The 1,561-nt window shown below is 69.6% G+C and carries 2 protein-coding genes; one reads left to right on the top strand and one right to left on the bottom strand.

The window, feature by feature from the left end:
• Positions 1 to 435, bottom strand: a 435-nt coding sequence (ssb, locus tag D180_RS18400; protein ID WP_017913941.1) for a single-stranded DNA-binding protein, incomplete at its 3' end; no start/stop codon positions are given.
• 280 nt (positions 436 to 715) lie between these two features.
• On the opposite strand from ssb, the gene D180_RS18395 reads away from it, so the two are divergent.
• Positions 716 to 1,561: polyprenyl synthetase family protein (locus tag D180_RS18395; protein WP_017913940.1), on the top strand; the 846-nt coding region annotated here is incomplete at its 3' end.

Below are 1,561 nucleotides of genomic sequence, written 5' to 3'. Positions count from 1 at the left end.
GCCACCGCCACCGCCACCGCCCATGCCGGAGCGTTCCTGGCGCGGCGGCGCCGAGCGTTGCGGACGGTCGCCGCCGCCCATGCCGCCGCCACCGCCCTCGCCGCGGCCGCCGAGCATCTGCATCTCGTCGGCGACGATGTCGGTGGAGTACTTCTCCACGCCGTCCTGGCCAGTGTACTTGTCGTAGCGGATCGAGCCTTCGACGTAGACCGAGCTGCCCTTGCGCAGGTACTCGCCGGCGATCTCACCGAGCTTTCCGAAAAACACCACGCGATGCCACTCGGTGCGTTCCTGCTGGTTGCCGTCGCGGTCCTTGCGCACGCTGGTGGTGGCCAGGCTGATCCGGGTGATGGCCATGCCGGCCTGGGTGTACTTGGTGTCGGGATCGTTGCCGAGGTTGCCGACGAGGATGACTTTGTTGATGCCGCGGGCCATGAGCTGCTTCCGTCTGGGGTCTCCGCGGCCAGGGGCACGCAGAGCGGTAAAGAAGATTTCGGGGAGCAATCCTAACATCGCCGGGCCGGACCGGCCTGCGCCAGGCGCCCGCGGGCGCCCCGGAAAACGCCGCATTGGGCTGTCGGAATCCTGCCGGCACGCCTCCCGCCGGGCGCTGCAAACCCAGGCACGGCAAGCTCTCCACCCCCTGCCCCGGCCCACAACGGGACGGATGTGGCCGCGCAGCCTATACTTTGCGCACGTTTCCAGTCCTGTCCGCATGAGCATCGCCGAATCCCCCAGCTCCGCCCTGGGCCTGCCCCAGATCCAGATGCTCGCCGCGCCGGACATGGCCGAGGTGGACGCCCTGATCCGCCGCCGCCTGTCCTCGGACGTCGTGCTGATCAACCAGATCGCCGACCACATCGTCTCCGCCGGCGGCAAGCGCCTGCGGCCGATGCTGGTGGTGCTGGCCGGCCGCGCCTGCGGCGCCGGCGGGCCGATGCAGCACCAGTTGGCGGCGATCATCGAATTCATCCACACCTCGACCCTGCTGCACGACGACGTGGTGGACGAGTCGGACCTGCGCCGCGGCCGCAGCACCGCCAATGCGCTGTGGGGCAACGCGCCCAGCGTGCTGGTCGGCGACTTCCTGTATTCGCGCAGTTTCCAGCTGATGGTGGAGCTGGACAGCATGGCGGTGATGCGCCTGCTGGCCGACACCACCAACCGCATCGCCGAGGGCGAGGTGCTGCAACTGCTGCACGTGCACAACCCCGACACCGACGAAGCCGCCTACCTGCGCGTGATCGAGCGCAAGACCGCGGTGCTGTTCGCCGCCGGCACCCGGCTTGGCGCGCTGGCCTCCGGTGCCAGCGAGGCGGTGCAGGAACGCCTGTACGACTACGGCATGCAGCTGGGTTATGCGTTCCAGATCGCCGACGACGTGCTCGACTACACCGCCGACGCCGCCGACCTGGGCAAGAACCTGGGCGACGACCTGGCCGAGGGCAAGGCCACGCTGCCGCTGATCCACGCCATGGCGCATGCCGACGACGCCACCCGCGCGCGCCTGCGCCAGATCGTCGAACAGGGCGACGCCAGCGCGATGCCCGAGGTGCTGGCC

The organism is Xanthomonas sp. SHU 166 (assembly GCF_000364685.1).
Lineage (GTDB): Bacteria > Pseudomonadota > Gammaproteobacteria > Xanthomonadales > Xanthomonadaceae > Xanthomonas_A > Xanthomonas_A sontii.
Note: the sequence above shows the minus strand (reverse complement) of the source record. Positions and strands in the feature narration are given on the sequence as shown.